The sequence below is a fragment of the Microbacterium sp. HSID17254 genome (assembly GCF_003989315.1).
Lineage (GTDB): Bacteria > Actinomycetota > Actinomycetes > Actinomycetales > Microbacteriaceae > Microbacterium.
In genome coordinates this window covers 1-18,260 of sequence record NZ_RBLT01000045.1, presented here as the reverse complement: position 1 = coordinate 18,260, position 18,260 = coordinate 1, and the positions used below count along the sequence as shown (strand labels likewise).

The 18,260-nt window shown below is 71.5% G+C and carries 19 protein-coding genes; 9 read left to right on the top strand and 10 right to left on the bottom strand.

All coding sequences use genetic code 11. The features are described 5' to 3' along the window. Together D8M34_RS19045 and D8M34_RS16125 are read left to right on the top strand one after the other, a co-directional pair. On the top strand, positions 1-333 hold a 333-nt coding region (locus tag D8M34_RS19045), incomplete at its 5' end, for an alpha/beta fold hydrolase (protein WP_148113066.1). A gap of 73 nt (positions 334-406) precedes the next feature. Next, positions 407-1,396: a methyltransferase family protein gene (locus D8M34_RS16125; protein WP_126894500.1), complete on the top strand. Its 990-nt coding sequence runs from the start codon at positions 407-409 to the stop codon at positions 1,394-1,396. An 87-nt stretch (positions 1,397-1,483) separates the two neighbouring features. Here D8M34_RS16125 and D8M34_RS16120 read toward each other — a convergent pair whose 3' ends face one another. Further along, positions 1,484-2,827, bottom strand: coding sequence for an amidohydrolase family protein (locus tag D8M34_RS16120; protein WP_126894499.1), 1,344 nt, complete (start codon positions 2,825-2,827; stop codon positions 1,484-1,486). Between the two features lie 164 nt (positions 2,828-2,991). Between D8M34_RS16120 and D8M34_RS16115 the strand changes: the two genes are divergently transcribed. Next, positions 2,992-4,434, top strand: a complete 1,443-nt coding sequence (locus D8M34_RS16115; RefSeq protein ID WP_126894498.1) for a glyceraldehyde-3-phosphate dehydrogenase — start codon at positions 2,992-2,994, stop codon at positions 4,432-4,434. A gap of 98 nt (positions 4,435-4,532) precedes the next feature. Further along, positions 4,533-5,576, top strand: coding sequence for a winged helix DNA-binding domain-containing protein (locus D8M34_RS16110; protein WP_126894497.1), 1,044 nt, complete (start codon positions 4,533-4,535; stop codon positions 5,574-5,576). A gap of 91 nt (positions 5,577-5,667) precedes the next feature. Here D8M34_RS16110 and D8M34_RS16105 read toward each other — a convergent pair whose 3' ends face one another. Further along, entirely contained in the window at positions 5,668-7,110 is a 1,443-nt protein-coding gene (locus D8M34_RS16105) for an XRE family transcriptional regulator (protein ID WP_025103893.1), read from the bottom strand. A gap of 109 nt (positions 7,111-7,219) precedes the next feature. Between D8M34_RS16105 and D8M34_RS16100 the strand changes: the two genes are divergently transcribed. Further along, positions 7,220-9,082 carry a phosphoenolpyruvate carboxykinase (GTP) gene (locus D8M34_RS16100; protein ID WP_174235400.1) on the top strand — a complete coding sequence of 621 codons (1,863 nt, stop codon included), beginning with the start codon at positions 7,220-7,222 and terminating at the stop codon, positions 9,080-9,082. Positions 9,083-9,334: 252 nt separating this feature from the next. Here D8M34_RS16100 and D8M34_RS16095 read toward each other — a convergent pair whose 3' ends face one another. After that, positions 9,335-11,221, bottom strand: coding sequence for an ABC transporter ATP-binding protein (locus D8M34_RS16095; RefSeq protein WP_126894496.1), 1,887 nt, complete (start codon positions 11,219-11,221; stop codon positions 9,335-9,337). A 76-nt stretch (positions 11,222-11,297) separates the two neighbouring features. Beyond that, a complete protein-coding gene (locus D8M34_RS16090) occupies positions 11,298-11,504 on the bottom strand; it encodes a hypothetical protein (RefSeq protein WP_025103896.1) in 207 nt (68 codons plus the stop codon). Between the two features lie 119 nt (positions 11,505-11,623). Here D8M34_RS16090 and D8M34_RS19225 point away from each other — a divergent pair, with 119 nt between their 5' ends. Both D8M34_RS19225 and D8M34_RS16080 read left to right on the top strand, forming a co-directional pair. Beyond that, entirely contained in the window at positions 11,624-11,869 is a 246-nt protein-coding gene (locus D8M34_RS19225) for a FitA-like ribbon-helix-helix domain-containing protein (protein ID WP_126894495.1), read from the top strand. Further along, the gene (locus D8M34_RS16080) at positions 11,866-12,252 is read left to right on the top strand and encodes a type II toxin-antitoxin system VapC family toxin (protein WP_126894494.1); all 387 of its coding nucleotides are present in this window, start codon (positions 11,866-11,868) and stop codon (positions 12,250-12,252) included. Before D8M34_RS19225 ends, D8M34_RS16080 begins: the two co-directional genes overlap by 4 nt. 70 nt (positions 12,253-12,322) lie before the next feature. Here the strand turns inward: D8M34_RS16080 and D8M34_RS16075 are convergent, their stop codons facing one another. After that, on the bottom strand, positions 12,323-13,783 hold the full coding sequence (locus D8M34_RS16075; RefSeq protein ID WP_060923458.1) for an MFS transporter: 1,461 nt from the start codon (positions 13,781-13,783) through the stop codon (positions 12,323-12,325). A gap of 145 nt (positions 13,784-13,928) precedes the next feature. Here D8M34_RS16075 and D8M34_RS16070 point away from each other — a divergent pair, with 145 nt between their 5' ends. Both D8M34_RS16070 and D8M34_RS16065 read left to right on the top strand, forming a co-directional pair. Continuing rightward, complete coding sequence (locus tag D8M34_RS16070) at positions 13,929-14,426, top strand: metallophosphoesterase family protein (protein WP_126894493.1); 498 nt, start codon at positions 13,929-13,931, stop codon at positions 14,424-14,426. Then, positions 14,423-14,926, top strand: coding sequence for a GAF domain-containing protein (locus D8M34_RS16065; RefSeq protein ID WP_126894492.1), 504 nt, complete (start codon positions 14,423-14,425; stop codon positions 14,924-14,926). The genes D8M34_RS16070 and D8M34_RS16065 overlap by 4 nt, the downstream gene beginning before the upstream one ends. 8 nt (positions 14,927-14,934) lie before the next feature. Here D8M34_RS16065 and D8M34_RS16060 read toward each other — a convergent pair whose 3' ends face one another. The 5 genes from D8M34_RS16060 to D8M34_RS16040 all read right to left on the bottom strand — a co-directional run. After that, on the bottom strand, positions 14,935-15,294 hold the full coding sequence (locus D8M34_RS16060; protein WP_025103902.1) for a hypothetical protein: 360 nt from the start codon (positions 15,292-15,294) through the stop codon (positions 14,935-14,937). Positions 15,295-15,379: 85 nt separating this feature from the next. Beyond that, entirely contained in the window at positions 15,380-15,853 is a 474-nt protein-coding gene (ribH, locus tag D8M34_RS16055; protein ID WP_062633494.1) for a 6,7-dimethyl-8-ribityllumazine synthase, read from the bottom strand. After that, positions 15,850-17,118 (bottom strand): GTP cyclohydrolase II, encoded by a 1,269-nt coding sequence (gene ribA / locus D8M34_RS16050; RefSeq protein WP_025103904.1) that lies wholly within the window; start codon positions 17,116-17,118, stop codon positions 15,850-15,852. The genes ribH and ribA overlap by 4 nt, the downstream gene beginning before the upstream one ends. Continuing rightward, the gene (locus D8M34_RS16045; protein WP_085606689.1) at positions 17,115-17,783 is read right to left on the bottom strand and encodes a riboflavin synthase; all 669 of its coding nucleotides are present in this window, start codon (positions 17,781-17,783) and stop codon (positions 17,115-17,117) included. Before D8M34_RS16045 ends, ribA begins: the two co-directional genes overlap by 4 nt. Then, positions 17,783-18,260, bottom strand: a 478-nt coding sequence (locus D8M34_RS16040; RefSeq protein WP_148113065.1) for a RibD family protein, incomplete at its 5' end; no start/stop codon positions are given. The genes D8M34_RS16045 and D8M34_RS16040, both read right to left, overlap by 1 nt.

Sequence of the window (18,260 nt, the reverse complement as noted above, 5' to 3'; positions counted from 1 at the left end):
TCCGCCGCGCGGGCCGCGCTCGCCGGCGGACCGGCTCCCGTCGACCCGCTGACCGGGATGATCGTGCACATGGTGAGCCTGCCCGGCAACCGCCCGGACGATCTGCTCGACCTCATCGCGGGGCTCGCGACCGAGCCGTTCGCGCCCGAGGCCGGAGCGCCGGCGGTGCCGGTGCTGCTCCTGGGCGGCGAGGACGATCCGATGGCCGCGGGCATCGACGAGCTCGCCGCGCGGCTGCCGGACGTTCGGGTGCGGCGCGTCCCCGGCGATCACCTCGTGGCGCTGCACACCGCCGCGTTCCGCGACGCCGTGCGCGGGTTCCTCGCGGACTGACCTCCGCGACCGACGCCCGCCTCTTTCTGCCCTTTATTTCCCACGTTCGTAGACATACCGAAAGGCATCCGCCATGACCGACACCCCCACTCCCGACGCCGCCCGCATCCTCGACATCGCCACCGGCTACATGGCCGCGAAGCAGCTCTTCCAGGCCAGCCGCATCGGCCTGTTCGCCGCCATCGCCGCCGGCGCCGACACGGCCGCGGCGATCGCCGAGCGCTGCGGGGTGAGCGAGCGGATCGCCCGGCTACTCGCCGACGCCCTCGCCGCGAAGGGTCTCCTCGTCCGGACGGAGGGGCGCTACGCCCTGGCTCCCGACGCGTCCGCCTACCTCACGGGGGACGACGCGGTCATCGACCTCGCACCGTTCCTCACGTTCCTCGACGAGATCAGCTACCCGCACTGGCTGCAGTTCGCGCACACGGTCGACACGACCGAGCCCGGTGACCTGCAGATGGACGACGCCCGGTGGGGCACGTTCATGGCCGGCGTCATGACGTACAACCGCCTGCACGCGCAGGAGTTCGGCCGGCTCGTCGACCTCGCCGGCGCGACGAAGGCCCTCGACTTCGGCGGTCTGTCCGTCGAGTTCGCCCTCGCCGTCATGGCGCGCAACCCCGAGCTGCACACGACGTTCGTCTACGCCCCGGGGTTCGAGGACGGCGTGGCCGAGGCGGTCGCGGCCGCGGGCGTCGCCGACCGGGCTGCCGTCGAGGTGGGGGAGACGGCGACCGCGACCCCCGAGGGCGCCTACGACGCGGTGTTCGCCAACCACGTCATCCACCGCTTCTCCGCGGAGGAGAACGCGCAGATCTTCCGCCGGCTCCGTGCTGCGGCGGTCGACGGGGCGACGCTCACCGTGCTCGACTTCTTCCTCGACGACGATGACGAGCAGCGCGCGCTGGACGCCCTGCACGCGGGGGAGTACCTCGTGATCGACGGCACTGTCGTGTACCCCGAGTCGCAGGTCCGCGGCTGGCTGACGGACGCGGGATGGGCGGTGCGCGACACCGTCGCCCTGCCGGGGAGCCCGCGCGTGCTCCTGGCCACCGCGGTCTGACGACCGCGGTTCGAGACTGGTCCGAGGGTGATCAGAGGCGGGCGGCATGCGTGAACATGCCGCCCGCCGTTTTCGTGGGGCGGGTGGTCAGCCGCGCGCGAAAACCGTGCGGCCGTCGACGATCGTGCGCTCGACCTGGAGGGCGGCGAACGGGCGCCCCGGGCTGCACGGATCCTCGTCGAGCACCGTGATGTCGGCGACCTTGCCGGGCTCGAGGGTGCCCTTCCAGCTCGCGGCGCCGTCCTGGATCGCGGCGTCGGCCGTCATGGTGCGCAGCAGCCGGCGCCGCGTCGCGGCGTCGTCCGCGCGGCCGTCGGCGGCGAGGAGGGCAAGGGACGCATCGAGGCTGGGGCGCCAGTCCGGCGTGGCGATCGGGGCGTCGCTGGTCACGGTGGTCAGCGCCCCGGAGGAGAGCATCTCGGCCAGCGGCCACGCGGCGGCGACGCGGGCCTCGCCGAGCTGCACCGCCGCCCAGGAGTGCGTGTGCGCGGCGATGAGGGGCTGCACGGCGAAGCCGACGCCGAGGCGTTCCGCGCGACGGATCTGCGCAGGCGTGGCAAGGTCCCCGTGCACGATGTGGTGGGGCGCCGGCGGCGAGGGTGTCCGGCCGTGCCGTTCCAGTGCGGTGAGGAACTCCTCGATCGAGCGGTCACCGGTGGCGTGCACCGCGATCTGGAGGCCGCGACTCGCAGCCAGGGCGATCATCTGCTGGAAGGCGCTGAGTGGATCCGCATCGCCGCGCGTGAGGAGGTGTCCGGTCGTCCCATCGGGGTAGGGGTCCGACGTCCAGGCGGTGGCCATCGGCGGGATGCCGTCGGCGAAGATCTTCACGCCGGGGATCGCGAGCCAGCGGGAATCGGTCGACGGGGGCGGCACCGGGAGTCCGGCGGCGAAGTCGTCCAGGGAGCTCTCGCCGTCGATCGTCCCGAACAGGCGGAGCAGTGTCACGCGCGAGGTCTGCGCGGCCTCTTGGTGCAGCTCCACGTACGCGTCGAGCATGTCGGTGCCGAAGCAGCCGGTCTCACCGTGGTCCTCTCCGGGGCCGATGCCCGGCTCCGTGTAGCTCGTGACGCCGAGCTCCGCGAGCAGTGCCCAGGCCCGGCGCAGGGCCGCACGTCGCTCATCGGCCGTGGCCACGAGGCGGCCGGTGGGCTGCTCCTCGGGCGGGGTGTCGGAGAAGAACAGGTGCGGCCAGCGCGCGCCCAGCCAGGCGGCGTGGAGGTGGGCGTCGTTGAGGCCGGGGATCGCGGTGCGACCGTCGAGCGGCACCACTTCGCGGGCCGAGAGGGCTTCGGCAGCGGCGTCGGTGGCGACGATCACCCCGTCCCGGACGGCGATCGCGGTGGCGACGGAATCGGTGGCGTCGACGGTGTGGATGCGGCCGCCGCGGAGAAGGAGGTCGGCGTCGTCGCCGAGGAGTGCGCTGCTCATTATTCCACCAGTGTAGACGTAAAACTCTCGTGCCAGGGAGGTCCCGCCCCGGCCGATTCGGCACGCGGTTCCGCGGCTTGTACCCTGGAGTCATCCCCCGAACACCCCGGCAACCTCGTGCGCGCCGGCGACCTCGGCGCGCGCTCACACATGCAAGGACGCAGATGAACGATTCCGCGGCACACCGCGACGAATGGACGGCGAGCGAAGAGCTGGCGGAGCGGATGATCCCGCTCATCGGGGCTCTCAAGCGCGAGCGCGACGTGGTCACCTCGTTGCACGGCCACCGCCTGCTCGGCCTCTCGGCGACCGGCCTCGTCGAGGTGCACGAGCGCGTGGCCCAGCTCGGGCACGAGCGTCTCGAGGTCGAGGACAGCCTGGCCGTGCTCGAGGGCATCCACGCCCTGGCCCCCGGCGCCTCGTCGATCGACGTGGCCCGCCTCGTGGAAGGGTACGCGGAGAGCGGCCGCCCGCTCGAGGAGTATCTCGCCGAGACCCTGGCCCGGGCCGTCGGCGCGGTCCCGGCATCGCCGACCGACGTCGTTCTCTACGGCTTCGGGCGCATCGGCCGCCTGCTGGCCCGCATCCTCATCGCTCACACCGGCGGCGGGAGCGGACTCCGGCTCCGCGCCATCGTCGTGCGCCGCGGCTCCGAGAACGACCTCGTCAAGCGCGCGTCGCTGCTGCTGCGCGACTCGGTGCACGGCCGCTTCGCGGGCTCGGTCACGGTGGACGAGGACGCCGAGCAGATCATCGCCAACGGCACGCGCATCCAGGTCATCTACTCCGACGACCCGGCCGCCGTCGACTACACCGCCTACGGCATCGACGACGCGATCGTCGTCGACAACACCGGCCGCTGGCGTGACGAGGCGGGGCTCTCCCAGCACCTCCGCGCGAAGGGCGTCGCCCGCGTGCTGCTGACCGCCCCCGGCAAGGGCCCGCTGAAGAACATCGTGCAGGGCATCAACGACGACACGATCACCGACGAGGACCGCATCGTCTCGGCGGCGTCGTGCACGACCAACGCCATCACCCCGGTGCTCGCCGCGATCGACGAGGCCTACGGCGTCGTGAAGGGCCACGTCGAGACCGTGCACTCGTTCACGAACGACCAGAACCTCATCGACAACTTCCACAAGGGCGACCGCCGCGGCCGCTCCGCCGTGCTGAACATGGTCATCACCGAGACCGGGGCTGCGAAGGCCGTGGCCAAGGCCCTCCCGCAGTTGGAGGGCAAGCTCACGGGCAGCGCGATCCGCGTCCCCACGCCGGACGTCTCGCTCGCGGTGCTGCACCTCACGCTGGAGCGCCCCGCCACCAAGGACCAGGTCAACGACTACCTGCGCCGGGTGTCGCTGCACTCGAAGCTCCGGCAGCAGATCGACTACGTGGAGAGCCCCGAGGTGGTCTCCACGGACTTCGTCGGCTCGCACCGCGCGGGCATCGTCGACGGCCTGGCCACGATCGCCGACGAGGACACCCTCATCCTCTACGTCTGGTACGACAACGAGTTCGGCTACTCCTGCCAGGTGATCCGGGTGCTGGAGACCATGGCGGGGTCGCACCCCGTCGTCCTCCCCGCCCGCCGCGAAGTCACCCTCTGACCGTCGACCCACCCCCTTCCGCTCGACCCGGCCCCCTGCGCGCGCACGCAACGGGCCGGGGCACGCGAAAGGGGGTGGGTCGCGGCATGATGAGGGGCATGAAGACCTCACGATGGCGGGAGGAGCGGCTGCGGTGGCAGGGGCTGACCGCGCCGGCGGCGGACGTGACGGGGGCGGCGGCGCGGCTGCTCGCGGTGCAGAGCCAGGACTTCACGGCCGGACGGTGGGCGCTGGCCGTGCGGACGAAGGGCGATGTACGGCTTCGTGACATTGACGCCGCGTTCGACCGTGGGGACCTCGTCCGGGCCTGGACCATGCGGGGGACGCTGCACACGATCCCCGCACGCGACCTCGGCTGGGTGCTGGAGGTCACGGCCGCACGACAGCAGCAGCAGGCGGCCTCCCGACAGCGGCAGCTCGGCATCGACGACGACATGATCGACACGGTCGTCCGGGAGCTCACGCCGCGGCTCCGTGACGGCGGCCTCACCCGGAGCGAGATCTTCCCGGTGCTCGAGGGCATCGGCATCGACCCCTCAGGGCAGCGCGGCATCCACCTGCTGTTCGCGCTGACGGTCGCCGGCGTGCTCGTGCAGGGGCCGGTCGTGCCGCGGGAGGGCATCACGCGGGAGCAGCGGTTCGTGCTCGCGGCGGACCACATCCGCGATCACGCCCGCCCGGAGGACCCGCTGGCCGAGCTGTTCGTCCGCTACGTCGAGGGACACGGGCCCGCCGGGGTCGCGGACTTCGCGTGGTGGTCGGGGCTGACGCTCGGGCGGTCCCGGGAGGCGGCGGAGCGGGCGGCGACCAGGGTGACCGAGGTCGAGGACGGGGTCTTCGTCGGGAGCACCCCACCCCGGCGCGCGGCCGGCCGGCCGTCCGTGTTCGCCCTCGGAGCCTTCGACGAGTACTACATCTCCTACGCCGACCGCACCGTCGTCTGCGCTCCGGAACACCTCCCCGCCGTCGGACCGGGGAAGAACGGGATGGTCCGGGCGACCGTGGTGGAGCACGGCCGCGTGATCGGCTGCTGGACCCACGCCGCCGCCGCCCACACCACCCCTCCGACTCTCTTCGAGCCCCCCGAGGACCCCGCCGCCGTCACCGCCGCCCTCGCCCGCTTCGCCGCGTTCCTCGCCTGACCCCTCGTCGACCCACCCCCTTCCGTGCCTCCCGGCCCCTTACGCCCGCGCGTAACGGGCCGGGGTGGACGCAAGGGGGTGGGTCGGCGGGTCACTCACTCGCGTGGCGACCGAGGAAGTTGTAGACCTCGTTGTCGTCCACGCCGGGGAACATGCCGCGGGGGAGCGGCGAGAACATGTGGGTGTGCACGCGGGCGCTCGGCCACGCCCGGCCCTTCCAGCGCTCCGTGAGCTCGGGCGACGGGCGACGGCAGCACGCCTCGTCGGGGCAGGTCGACACGGCCCTGTCGTTCGTCTCGCGTCCCCGCCACCAGCGGGCGTCGTCGAACGGCACGCCGACCGTGACGGAGAACTCGCCCTCGCTCGACGAGCCGGTCTGCGTGGAGCACCAGAACGTGCCGGACGGGGTGTCCGTGTACTGGTGGTGCTCGACGGTGCGGTTCTGCTCCGTGAAGGCGGAACGGGCCTGGAACTTCCGGCACACCCGCTGCCCCTCCACTGCTCCCGTCACGTCCATCGGCAGCGGCAGGTCGTCGTTCTCGTAGACGCGCGTGATGGCCCCGGTCGAGTCGACGCGCAGGAAGTGCAGCGACATGCCGAGGTGCTGCGTGAGCAGGTTCGTCATGCGCATGCCGGCGGCCTCGTGCGTCACGCCGAAACCGTCGCGGAAGTCCTCCACCGCGAGGTTGCGATCCTTCTTCGCCTGCTGCAGGAAGGCCACCGCGGCGGTCTCCGGCATCAGGCAGCACGCGGCGAAGTAGTTGATCTCCAGGCGCTGCTGCAGGAAGTCGGCGTAGTCGGTCGGCGGCGTGTGCCCGAGCAGGCGGTGCGCCATTGCCTGCAGCGCCATGGACCGCAGGCCGTGTCCGCCGGGGATGGACGCCGGGGGCAGGTAGATGCGGCCGTTCTCGAGGTCGGTGACCGAGCGCGTCGAGTGCGGCAGATCGTTGACGTAGATGAGCTCGAAGCCGAGCTTCTCAGCCATGATGCTCACGGTGCGGTGGGTCAGGGCGCCCTGCGAATGGCCGGCCGCCTTGAGCTGCTTCTCCGCGAGCTTCTCGATGTCCGGCAGGTAGTTGTTCTGCGCGCGCATCCGCAGGCGCAGCTCCGTGTTGGCGCGACGGGCCTCCTCCGGGGTCGCGATGGCCTCGCGCTCGCGGCGCTGCAGCTCGCGGTGCAGCCCGAGGATGGACTCGATGGTCTCATCGCTCATGCCCTTCGTGACGCGGACGGGCGAGACCCCGAGCTGACGGAACACCGGACTTTCCTGCGCCCGCTCCAGCTCGATCTCCAGGGCCGCGCGGCGGTTCGGCGGCTCGCCGGAGATGAGATCGGTCACCTCCGTGCCGGTGGCCTGCGCGATCGCCTGGAGGAGCGACAGCTTGGGCTCGCGCTTGCCGTTCTCGATGAGGCTGAGCTGGGAGCCGGCGACCCCGACGAGGGCTCCCAGCTCGTCGAGCGTGTAGCCCTTCTCCAGGCGGCGGTGCCGGATGCGGTGGCCGAGGGTCGTGAGGTGGATGCCGGAGGACGCCATAGTTTGAGTCTAGCGAAAGAACTGTGATTCTTATCGCTCGATTCGGCCGAAAGTCCGCGCCGAGGGCGAAGAAGATGGAAGCAACGCCCCACACTTCGAAGGAGCAGTCATGGCCATGGCCGAAGTTCTCACCCCTCGCACGTCCCCTGTCGCCCCGACGCGCACGTTCGGCACCGCCCCCTCCTACGACACCCCTGCGATGGCGGAGCTCGCCGCCTGGGTCGAGGAGATCCGCGCGCTCACGCAGCCGGACGCCGTGCACTGGGTGGACGGCTCGCGTGCCGAGAACGACTGGCTGCTGCGCGGACTCGTCGACGAGGGCAAGCTCATCAAGCTGAACCCCGAGTGGCGTCCCGGCTCGTACCTGGCGCGCTCGCACCCCAGCGACGTCGCCCGCACCGAGGCGCGCACCTTCATCGCCTCGGAGCGCGAGGCGGACGCCGGCCCCACCAACAACTGGGCCGACCCCGCCGAGATGCACGCGAAGATGGACGAGATCTTCGAGGGCTCGATGCGCGGCCGCACGATGTACGTCGTGCCGTTCTCGATGGGTCGCGTCGGCGGCCCCCTGTCGCACATCGGCGTGCAGATCACCGACAGCGCCTACGCCGTCGCGTCGATCGGCATCATGACCCGCGTGGGCGACGAGGTCACCCGCCAGATCGCCGAGGGCGCGCCCTGGGTCAAGACCGTGCACTCCGTCGGCGCTCCGCTGGAGGCGGGCGAGCCGGACGTCGAGTGGCCCTGCAATGACGACAAGTACATCGTGCACTTCCCGGAGACGCTCGAGGTCTACTCGTACGGCTCGGGCTACGGCGGCAACGCGATCCTCGCGAAGAAGTGCTTCGCGCTGCGCATCGCGTCGGTGATCGCCCGGGACGAGGGCTGGCTCGCCGAGCACATGCTCCTCATCCGCGTGATCGACCCGCAGGGCAAGGCGTACCACGTCGCCGCCGCGTTCCCGTCGGCCTGCGGCAAGACCAACCTCGCGATGCTGCGACCGACGATCCCCGGCTGGAAGGTCGAGACCCTCGGCGACGACATCGCCTGGATCCGCCCGGGCGAGGACGGACGACTCTGGGCGATCAACCCCGAGGCCGGCTTCTTCGGCGTCGCGCCCGGCACCGGTGAGTCGACCAACGTCACTGCGGTCGAGACGCTGTGGGGCAACACGATCTTCACCAACGTCGCGCTCCGCCCCGACGGCGACGTGTGGTGGGAGGGCCTGACCGACGAGGCGCCCGCGAACCTCATCGACTGGGAGGGCAACGACTGGACGCCCGACTCCGGCCGTCCTGCGGCGCACCCCAACTCGCGTTTCACGGTGTCGGCGGCCCAGTGCCCGCAGATCTCCGAGGACTGGGAGGAGGCCGTGCCGCTCGACGTCATCCTGTTCGGCGGACGCCGCGCGAGCAACGTGCCGCTCGTGGTCGAGGCCACCGACTGGACCCACGGCGCGTTCCTCGGCTCGAACATCTCCTCCGAGCGCACGGCGGCCGCCGAGGGCACGGTCGGCGAGCTGCGCCGCGACCCCTTCGCCATGCTGCCGTTCTGCGGCTACAACATGGCCGACTACTTCGGTCACTGGCTGAAGGTCGGCCGCGGCCTGCGCTTCGACCGTGCACCGCGCATCTTCCAGGTGAACTGGTTCCGTCGCGGAGCGGACGGCCGGTTCCTCTGGCCCGGATTCGGCGACAACTCCCGCGTCGTCGACTGGATCATCCGCCGCGTAGCCGGTGACGTGCCGGCGGTGGACAGCCCCATCGGACGCCTGCCGCGCGTGGAGGACCTCAACCTCGACGGCCTCGACATCCCCGCGGAAGACCTCGACGAGCTCTTCTCGGTCGACCCCGAGGCGTGGAAGGCCGAGGCCGACCTCACGGAGGAGTTCTACGACACCTTCGGCGACCGCGTCCCGGCGGCGCTGCGCACCGAGCTCGCGTCGCTGCGCTACCGCCTCGCGAAGGCCTAGCCCCCAGACCGGTGCCGGTTCGGGGGAGCCGGCACCCTCGGCCTCCGGGTCGAGACAGACCCGCGAAGGCGGGGCATCAGAGACGAACCCATGGCTGAGTGGTCTCCGACGCCCCGCCTTCGTGGCACCCACTTCCGCCGAGACCCCGGTTTCGCGTCGAGACCCCGCCCCGCATACGTGCGGAAGGCGGGGTCTCGGCGGAAACGCGGGGTCTCGGCGGTGGACAGAGGGGGGAGAGGGGGGGAGGGGGAGTCAGGCGAGGAGCTGGTGGCGGGCGAGGTCGCGGTAGAGCGGGGTCGACTCCACGAGCTCGGCGTGCGTGCCCTGTCCGACGACCACGCCGTCCTGCAGCACCACGATGAGGTCGCTGTCGACGACGGTGGACAGACGGTGCGCGATCACGACGAGCGTGCGGTCGGTGGCGACCGCGTCGATGGCCTCGCGCATGCGCTGCTCGTTCACGCCGTCGAGCGACGAGGTCGACTCGTCCAGCAGGAGGATCGGGGCGTCCGTGAGGAGTGCCCTGGCGATCGCGAGCCGCTGCCGTTCGCCGCCGGAGAGCATCACGCCGTCCTCGCCGACCGGAGCGTCGACCCCGAGGGGGTTCCGCTCCAGCACGTCGCCGAGGTTCACGGCGCGGAGCACGCGCTCGCAGTCCGCATCGGTGGCGTCGGGGGAGGCGAGCCGCAGGTTCTCGGCGAGGGTGCCGGCGAGAGTCGGGGCGTCCTGCTCGACGTAGCCGAAGTGGGCGCGGAGCTCGTCCCGCGCGTAGGTGCGGGTGTCGTGTCCCTTCAGACGGATGGAGCCGCCCGTGGGGTCGTAGAAGCGCTCGATGAGGGAGAGGATGGTGCTCTTCCCCGCCCCGCTGGGGCCGACCAATGCCACCCGTGCCCCCCGGGGGACCGCGAAGGACACCCCGCGGAGCACCTCGTGGTCCTGGAGGTCGGCGGCGGCCTCGGCCTGCTCCAGGTGCGCGTCGGCGAGCAGGGTCTGTGCCTCCCTCGCGGCGGCGCGGCGGGCGGCGACGACGTTCTCCGGGTAGCGGAAGCGCACGTCGCGGAACTCCAGGACCGGGGCGTCCGCACCGGGCTCCTCGTCACGGGGGAGGGCGGCGGCGGTGGCCGCGTCGTCCTGGGTCTCGGTGGGCAGGTCGAGCACCTCCTGGATGCGGCCGAGCGCGCCGAGGGCCTGGTTGACGGAGGTGATCGCGCCGAAGGTCGAGGCGAGCGGCATCACCAGCAGGAAGAGGAACATCACGAACGAGATGAGGGCCGCGATCGAGATGGCTCCGGCGGCGACGCGGAAGCCGCCCACGCCGAGCACGACGAGCAGGGAGAGCTGGAGGGCGATGCCGGCGACCGGCACCACGAGCGAGGAGATCTTCGCGATCCGCACGCCGATGCCGTACGCCTCGGAGGCCCGCTCCGTCACCGCCGCGGTCTCCCGCTCGGTCGCGCCGGAGGCTCGGATGGTGCGGATGGAGCCGACGGCCCGCTCGACGCCCGAGGCCAGCTCGCCGACCTTCTCCTGCTGGGCGGTGGACGCCGTGCGGATCCGGCCGCTGAGGGCGACGACGACCACGACGGAGACGCCGATCACCACGACGATGAGCAGCAGCAGCACCGGGTCGATGAGCAGCATCGCGATGAGCGCCCCCGCGAAGAGCACGACGTTGCCGACCGCGTCGGCGAGCCCCTGCGTGAGGACGGCGTAGAGGAGCGTCGTGTCGGTCCCGACGCGCGAGACGAGGTCGCCGGTGCGCCGGGCGTCGAACTCGGACGTCGGCAGGTGCAGGATGCGGGCGATGAGCTTGCGGCGGCTGGAGTACACGACCGCGGTGCCGGTGCGCTGCAGCAGATAGTGCTGGAAGCCGGAGATGATCGACGACACGATCACGAAGCCGACGAGCAGCCACACGAGCACGCCGATCGTGCCGTCGGATTGCACGGCTTCGATGACCTGGCCGACGAGGAGGGGTTGCACGAGCGAGGTCGCGGCGCCGAACACGCTGAGGACGGCGACGACGACGAGGGTGCGCTTGTGCTCGAAGAGGAAGGGGAGGAGCTGGCGGAAGGTGGCGCGGGGCCCGTCGGCCGGTGCGCCCCGTCCGCGTCGGCGTGCTGTCGCCGTGCGGGACATGGGGGACCTCGATCTGGAGATGGTACTTCGACCGTACTCGGGGGACGGTCGTTTCCTATGGGGCGGCTGTATGGGCTCAGGTGCGACCGAAGCGCCGATGTGCCGCCTGCTTGGTGACGCCGAGGGCACTCGCGATCGCCTGCCACGAGTAGCCGCTCGTGCGGGCGCGGCGGACCTGCGCCTCTTCGGCGCGCGCGAGCTCCTTGCGCAGCGCGGCCAGGCGGTGGAGCTCGGCGAGGGGTTCGCCGCCCTCGGCAGCGGCGACGGTGGTCGGTTGAGACATGGGGACCTCCTTCGCGTCAATATTCGTTGACGCGGCCGGCTGGTGTCAAGAAGTGTTGACGAGCACGTTGTCCACAGCACGGCCTTGCCCGCATGTGGAGCGCATGCGATGCTGGCAGGATGGCTCGCATGCTGCAAGTGAGGAACCTGCCCGATGAGGTTCACGCCCGGCTCAAAGAGCGTGCCGCGGCGGAACGCATGAGCCTGTCGGACTACGTCGCGCGCGAGCTGGAAGACCTCGTCCGGTACCGCAGCAATGCCGAGGTCCTCGAGGCGTCGCGGGCACGGGCGCGCGCGGCCGGCGTCTCCCTGACGCGCGAGGGCATCCTCGCCGCCCGTGATCGCGAACGGGACGAGCGCGAGTGAGCGGGACGTCCGAGGCGGTCGTGCTCGATGCCTCAGCGGCGATCGAGGCCCTGCTCGGCGAGGAGGTCTGGACGCACGGCGAGGGGTTCCATGCGCACGCGGGTCTCGATATCGAGGTCCTCTCCGTGCTCCGACGCCTCACGATGCGGTCCTCGATGCCGGCGCATGCTGCTCGTGAGGCTCTCGACGCGTTCGGAGCGCTGCAGATCACCCGCCATCCGCTGCGTCGGCTCATCCCGCGGATCTGGTCGCTGCGCGATGACGTCTCCGCGTACGACGCCGGTTATGTCGCGCTCGCGGAGGCCCTCGACGTCCCTCTGCTCACGGCCGATCGCCGGCTGGCGAAGACGGCGGCCCGGTACTGCGACGTCGTGGTGCTGTGAGCGTCTGGCCAGGAAGACAGGAACGGCTGCACCCCCGAGGGAGTGCAGCCGTTCCTGTCGTTCGGTCGGCCTAGAGCTCGACGGCGGAGGCGAGACCGAGGTCGTCCTCGTAGTCGTGGTCCTTCGTCTCCGGGGTGAAGATGAGTGCGATGAAGGTCAGCACCGCCATCGACGAGAGGTACAGTCCCACGAGCCAGGGCTCGCCGCCGACGGCCGCCCACAGGGCCACCGCGATGAACGGCGCCACGGCCGCACCGAGGATCGACGACACGTTGTATGCGATCGCCGAGCCGGAGTAGCGAACGTTCGTCGGGAAGAGCTCCGGCAGGAGGGCGCCCATCGGGCCGAACGTCGTGCCCATGAGCATGAAGCCGAACACGAGGAAGGCCTGAGTGAGAGCGCCGGTGAACTTCGGGTCCGCCTGCGGGAGCAGGAAGATGTTGAACGACAGGCCGAAGACGACGATGAGTCCGGTGACCCACAGCAGCAGCTTGCGGCGCCCGATGGCGTCGGCGATCGGCCCGGACAGCAGCGTGAAGATGCCGAAGAACACGACGCCGATGATCTGCATGAGCACGAAGTCCGTGTAGCCGAAGCCGAGGCCCGGGTAGAACTGCGCCGCGAACGCGCTCGGGTCGAAGTCCTTTCCGGTGGCCTCCGCGGCAGCACGGGCGGCGGCCGAGGCGGTCTCCAGGTCGGCGGCCTTCGTGCCGTAGGTGAGCGTGAAGTTCGTCATCAGGTAGAACAGCACGTACGTCGCCAGCATGATGAACGTGCCGAGGATGAGCTGCTTCCAGTGGTGCCGGAACACGGTCGCGAGCGGGAGCTTGCGGATGGCCCCGGTCTTCTCCGCCTTCTTGAACGTGTCCGACTCGACGAGACGGAGCCGCACCCACAGGCCGATGATGACCATGACGGCCGAGAAGAGGAACGGCACGCGCCAGCCCCAGGAGAGGAAGGCCTCGGACTTCAGCGCCGGGTCCTCCGGGTGCGGGAGTGCGAAGTTGATGGCGAGGAAGATGCCGTTCGCGATGATGAAGCCGAGCGGCGCGCCGAGCTGCGGGAACGAGCCGTACCAGGCGCGCTTGCCCTTCGGGGCGTTCTCGGTGGCCACCAGCGCCGCGCCCGACCACTCGCCGCCCAGCGCGAAGCCCTGGGCGAGACGGAGGATCAGCAGGAGCAGCGGGGCGACCCAGCCGATCTGCTGGAAGGTGGGCAGGAGGCCGATCACGAAGGTCGCGATGCCCATGGTGAGGAGCGATGCGACGAGGGTCGCCTTGCGCCCGAACTTGTCGCCGAAGTGCCCGAAGACGACGGCGCCGATCGGGCGGGCGACCATCGCCGCGCCGAAGACGGCGAACGACGACAGCAGCGACGCGGTGTCGTTCGTGCTCGGGAAGAAGAGTGTGGGGAAGACGAGCACGGCTGCCGTCGCATAGACGTAGAAGTCGTAGAACTCGATGGTGGTGCCGACGAGGCTCGCGGTGATGACGCGCGAGCGGGGGTTCGCGGGGGTGGTGGCGGTGCTCAAGGGGTCTCCGATCCTCCGCCGGTATACCAGCGGACTCGGGCGAGTCTACGCCTTCCTGGGAGTTCGCTGGACGTTGATGACGGGAGGGGGGCGAGCGCGTCGGTGCCCCCGCGTAGAGTCGGGGGAGGCCGGCCGGAGGAGGACCATGACCACGCGGATGCTGCTCCTCGCCGACACGCACGTCCCGAAGCGGGCGAAGCGGTTGCCGGACGCGGTGCTCCAGGCGATCGACGAGGCCGACGTCGTCGTGCACGCGGGGGACTGGGTCGATCTCGCCACCGTCGAGCTGCTCCAGGCCCGCGCGCGCGTGCTCCACGGCGTGCACGGCAACAACGACGGGCCCGAGATCCGCCGGGTGCTGCCTGAGATCGCGCGGTTCACCGTGGAGGACACCGCCGTCGCCGTCATCCACGAGACGGGCGCCGCGACGGGGCGGGAGAAGCGGATGGATCTCGCCTTCCCGGACTCCGACCTGCTGGTCTTCGGACACTCGCACATCCCGTGGGACACCGTGACACCGAACGGGCTGCGGCTGCTCAACCCGGGCTCTCCCACCGACCGGCGCCGGCAGCCGGTGCACACGATGATGCGCGTCGTGGTCGACGGGCGCGATGTCGAGGCGACCCTGGTGCCGCTCCGATGACCGAAGACGGAGCCGACGGGCCGATCGCCTACCGGGCACCGATGCGCTCCCGCGACGACGCCGTCGCCCCGGGGGGCGCCGTCGAGCGCGCGCTCGCCGGAGGTGTGTGCGGCATGGGCGGGCGGCTCGACAGCCCGCCTCGCTCACTGACCACGGCGCTCGCGGCCGTCGACGCCCGTCATGGCGAGCGGGCGGCGCGGCGGCTGGAGCGCTTCGCGGCGCTTCCGACGGGAACCCTCGTCTGGACGCGGGACGTCGACGGGTACTTCTGGCTCGGGACGCTGACGGGGCCGTGGCGCTACGACGACGATCCGGCGGCGGTGGCGGCAGACCTCGTGCATGTGCGCGACTGCACCTGGTCGTCGCGCCCGGTGGCGCCTTCCGATGTCCCGCCGGGCGTCACGGCCACGTTCGCCCGCGGGGGACGCAACGGCCAGCGCATCCGCACGGCCGAGGTCGGGGAGCAGTCAGCCGCACTCTGGGAGCGCGGCCTCCGCTGATCCGCGCCTCAGCGCCAGATCGCGGCGATGGCCGCGTTGACCGCGGTGAGGATGCCCACGAGCCAGAAGACCGCGGGCGGCACCACCTGGTCGCGCTTCTGGCGCGCCGTCCCGATCCCGAGCAGGGCGCCGATCGCGAGGAGGATGACGAGCTTCGTGCCGATCTTGGCGTAGTTCATCTCGACGCCCTCGGGAAGGCCCCACGGGGCGGCGAGGGCGAGGCCGGCGACCGCGGCGATCGTCATGCCGATGGTCATCAGACGCGTGAACACCCGCTTGCCACCGAACGCCTGCGCCGCCCAGGCCCCGAAGAGCACGGCGAAGCCGATGAGGTGGACGAAGAGCACGATGTGGCGCAGGGTCTCCATGCCCTCACCGTACGAGAGCGCGGCGTTCCGCGCCACCAAGGCACGCCTGACCTCGCGCCCGCGATGGGGCGCGAGGCGGAGGGGGTCAGCCGCGCAGCTCGCGGATCACGAGGGCGGTGCGCAGCGCGGCATCCGCGGCCTCCGCGCCCTTGTCCTCCTTCGAGCCCTCCAGGCCCGCGCGGTCCAGCCCCTGCTTCTCGTCGTCGAGCGTGAGGAGCCCGAACCCGACGGGCTTGCCGGCATCGAGGGAGACGCGGGTGAGGCCGTCGGTCGCCGCCGCCGAGACGTATTCGAAGTGCGGCGTGCCGCCACGGATGATGACCCCGAGGGCGACCACCGCGTCCGCACCGCCGGCGAAGGCGGCCTGTGCGGCCACGGCGAGCTCGAACGAACCGGGCACTCGCACCAGGCGATACGTCGCCCCCGCCTCGTCGAGCACCCGCTGGGCGCCGGCGATCAGGCCGTTCGAGATCACCTCGTGCCAGGTGCCGGCGATCACGACGACCTCCAGCCCCCGCCCGTCGATGTTCCCCGTCTTCGGTGCTCCGGCGCCGCTCATTCCTCGTCCTTTCCTGCCGCGAGGGCCTCGGCGAGCTCTGCTTCGCCGATGATGTGGCCCATGCGGTCGCGCTTGGTCTCCAGGTACTGGTGGTTGTTCGGGCCCACGCCCACGATCAGCGGCACCTGCTCGACGACGTCGAGGCCGAGCTCGCGCAGCTTGTTCACCTTGTCGGTGTTGTTGGTGAGCAGCCGGACCTTCGAGACGCCCAGGTCGGTGAGGATCCCGGCCGCCGCGGCGTAGTCGCGGGCGTCCGCGGGGAGCCCCAGCGCCAGGTTCGCGTCGACGGTGTCCAGGCCGTCCTCCTGCAGGCTGTAGGCCCGCAGCTTGTTGATGAGCCCGATGCCGCGTCCCTCGTGCCCCCGCATGTAGATGACGATCCCGCCCTCGCGGTCGATCGCGTCCAGCGCGGCGTCCAGCTGCGGCCCGCACTCGCATTTCTGGGAGCCGAACGCCTCGCCGGTCAGGCACTCGGAGTGCACGCGCACGAGGGCGGTCTCGGTCGGCTCGCCCGACACGACCGCGATGTGGTCGGTGCCGGTGACGCGGTCCTTGTAGGCGAGGAAGCGGAACGTGCCGTGGTCGGTGGGCACGGTGGCGTCGGCACGGAGGCTCACACGGCGTCCACGCTGGGCGGCCGGTGTCGCTCCGTCCGGGTCGATCTCGTTGAGGTGCGCGATCAGCTGCTCGATCGTGATGACCGGCACGCCGTCGCGGGCGCCCAGTTCGAGAAGCCCGGGAAGCCGCATCATGCTGCCATCCTCGGCGACGACCTCCGCGATCGCGCCGACCGGCCGGAGGCCGGCGAGCTTCATGAGCTCGACCGCGGCCTCCGTGTGACCGCTGCGCTCGCGCACACCGCCGTCGACGGCCCGGAGCGGCAGCACGTGGCCGGGGCGGATGATGCTCGTCGCCGTCGAGGACGGATCGGCCAGGACGTTGAGGGTGTGCGCGCGGTCGCTCGCGCTGATCCCCGTCGTCACTCCTTCCGCGGCGTCGACGCTCACGGTGTAGGCGGTGGAGCGGGCGTCTTCACTGGCCGCGACCATCGGCGGGAGGTTGAGGCTGTCCGCGAGGTCGGTGGGCATCGGCGCGCAGATGAAGCCGGACGACCAGCGCACCGTCCACGCCACCCATTCGGGGGTGGCGAGCTCGGCGGAGAGGACGACGTCCCCCTCGTTCTCGCGGTTCTCGTCGTCGGCCACGAGCACGGGCCGGCCGGCGCGCAGCGCCTCCAGGGCCTCGGGGATGGTTGCCAGGCTCATCGCGAGCCCCCTTCCGGTGCGGCGCGGAACGCGAGCAGGCGCTCGACGTGCCGCGCGAGGATGTCGGTCTCGAGGTTCACGCGGTCGCCGACCGCGCGGGTGCCGAGGGTGGTCGCCGCCAGGGTCTCCGGGATGAGCGAAACTTCGAACCAGTGCCCGCCCCGGGCCCCCGAGCCGTCCTGGGTCCCTGAGCCTGTCGAAGGGTCCGGCGGGCTCACCGCACTCACCGTCAGCGAGGTGCCGTCGACCGAGATGGAGCCCTTGTCGACGACGAGCGGCGCGAGGTCGTCCGGAAGGCTGATGCGGAGCACGCTCCACTGCGCGCCCGGGCGCACCTCGAGCACGACACCGGTCCCGTCGACGTGGCCCTGCACGATGTGCCCGCCGAGCCGTGCGCCGACGGGCATCGCCTTCTCGATGTTGACCCTGGTCCCGACGCTCGCCGTACCGAGGGCCGCGACGTCGAGCGTCTGCTTCATGACGTCGGCGTCGAAGGTCTCGGCGGTGGAGCCGACGACGGTCAGACAGACGCCGGAGACCGCGATCGACTCCCCGTGCACGGCGTCGGCGGCCGCCTTCGGGGCGCGGACGGTGAGCCGCCAGCCGTCGCCCGACTCGGCGATGGCGGTGATCACGCCGATCTCCTCGATGATTCCGGTGAACATCAGAGGCTTCCCTCCTTCTCCGGGCCCGCGTGGTCCGGGTCGTCCGCGTCCGCAGGATGCGCGATCGCGAGCAGGTCTGCGCCCAACGGCAGCCATTCGTCCACGACGAGGCGGCGCGCCTGGTCGATCGAGCGGACGCCGATGTCGGTCACGGCCAGGCGGCTCCCGCCCAGGAGGACCGGGGCGACATAGGCGAGCACACGGTCCGCGAGCCCGGCGGCGAGGAACGCGCTGGCGAGCGTCGGGCCGCCCTCCACGAACAGCGTCTGGATGCCGCGCTCGTGCAGCGCAGCGAGGACCGCCGACAGGTCGTGCGTGTCGAAGAACAACGGCGTGTGCGGATGACGGTGCACCGCCGCATCCGCAGGGGTGGGTCGCGCGCCGATCACGACCGGGACGGGCTGATGCGGCAGGAGCTCGTCGCCGGCGCGGGCGGTGAGCGCGGGGTCGTCGGCGAGCACGGTGCCGGTGCCGACA

What these genes read in the sequence shown, in the direction of transcription:
- D8M34_RS16125 (WP_126894500.1), top strand. Translation starts at nt 407, where the DNA reads ATGACCGACACCCCCACTCCCGACGCCGCCCGCATCCTCGACATCGCC.
- D8M34_RS16120 (WP_126894499.1), bottom strand. Translation starts at nt 2,827, where the DNA reads ATGAGCAGCGCACTCCTCGGCGACGACGCCGACCTCCTTCTCCGCGGC.
- D8M34_RS16115 (WP_126894498.1), top strand. Translation starts at nt 2,992, where the DNA reads ATGAACGATTCCGCGGCACACCGCGACGAATGGACGGCGAGCGAAGAG.
- D8M34_RS16110 (WP_126894497.1), top strand. Translation starts at nt 4,533, where the DNA reads ATGAAGACCTCACGATGGCGGGAGGAGCGGCTGCGGTGGCAGGGGCTG.
- D8M34_RS16105 (WP_025103893.1), bottom strand. Translation starts at nt 7,110, where the DNA reads ATGGCGTCCTCCGGCATCCACCTCACGACCCTCGGCCACCGCATCCGG.
- D8M34_RS16100 (WP_174235400.1), top strand. Translation starts at nt 7,220, where the DNA reads ATGGCCATGGCCGAAGTTCTCACCCCTCGCACGTCCCCTGTCGCCCCG.
- D8M34_RS16095 (WP_126894496.1), bottom strand. Translation starts at nt 11,221, where the DNA reads ATGTCCCGCACGGCGACAGCACGCCGACGCGGACGGGGCGCACCGGCC.
- D8M34_RS16090 (WP_025103896.1), bottom strand. Translation starts at nt 11,504, where the DNA reads ATGTCTCAACCGACCACCGTCGCCGCTGCCGAGGGCGGCGAACCCCTC.
- D8M34_RS19225 (WP_126894495.1), top strand. Translation starts at nt 11,624, where the DNA reads ATGGCTCGCATGCTGCAAGTGAGGAACCTGCCCGATGAGGTTCACGCC.
- D8M34_RS16070 (WP_126894493.1), top strand. Translation starts at nt 13,929, where the DNA reads ATGACCACGCGGATGCTGCTCCTCGCCGACACGCACGTCCCGAAGCGG.
- D8M34_RS16065 (WP_126894492.1), top strand. Translation starts at nt 14,423, where the DNA reads ATGACCGAAGACGGAGCCGACGGGCCGATCGCCTACCGGGCACCGATG.
- D8M34_RS16060 (WP_025103902.1), bottom strand. Translation starts at nt 15,294, where the DNA reads ATGGAGACCCTGCGCCACATCGTGCTCTTCGTCCACCTCATCGGCTTC.
- ribH (WP_062633494.1), bottom strand. Translation starts at nt 15,853, where the DNA reads ATGAGCGGCGCCGGAGCACCGAAGACGGGGAACATCGACGGGCGGGGG.
- ribA (WP_025103904.1), bottom strand. Translation starts at nt 17,118, where the DNA reads ATGAGCCTGGCAACCATCCCCGAGGCCCTGGAGGCGCTGCGCGCCGGC.
- D8M34_RS16045 (WP_085606689.1), bottom strand. Translation starts at nt 17,783, where the DNA reads ATGTTCACCGGAATCATCGAGGAGATCGGCGTGATCACCGCCATCGCC.